Raw genomic sequence first — 340 nt, forward strand, 5'->3', positions numbered from 1 at the left:
TGTTTCCCTAACTTAATAGAAGAAACTGTATTCATTAACGTTTTGTTGTTCAGTTTTCAAGGTTCATGGTGGAGCCTAGCGGGATCGAACCGCTGACCTCCTGCGTGCAAGGCAGGCGCTCTCCCAGCTGAGCTAAGGCCCCGAAATAGTATTCATTTAAAAGTTAAATGGTCGAGAAGACAGGATTCGAACCTGCGACCCCTTGGTCCCAAACCAAGTGCTCTACCAAGCTGAGCTACTTCTCGCAATATGGCGCGCCCGGCAGGAGTCGAACCCACAACCTTCTGATCCGTAGTCAGACGCTCTATCCAATTGAGCTACGGGCGCATATTTTAAATGG

The 340-nt window shown here is 49.1% G+C and carries 3 tRNA genes; all 3 read right to left on the bottom strand.

Features of this window, described 5'->3' with window-relative positions:
• Positions 1-66: 66 nt before the first annotated feature.
• Positions 67-142: transfer RNA gene (locus QYB95_RS19175), tRNA-Ala, on the bottom strand.
• A 26-nt stretch (positions 143-168) separates the two neighbouring features.
• Positions 169-245, bottom strand: a tRNA-Pro gene (locus QYB95_RS19180).
• A 5-nt stretch (positions 246-250) separates the two neighbouring features.
• Positions 251-327: transfer RNA gene (locus QYB95_RS19185), tRNA-Arg, on the bottom strand.
• Positions 328-340 lie beyond the last annotated feature (13 nt).

Origin of the sequence: Ureibacillus aquaedulcis (genome assembly GCF_030418165.1) — a bacterium.
Lineage (GTDB): Bacteria > Bacillota > Bacilli > Bacillales_A > Planococcaceae > Ureibacillus > Ureibacillus aquaedulcis.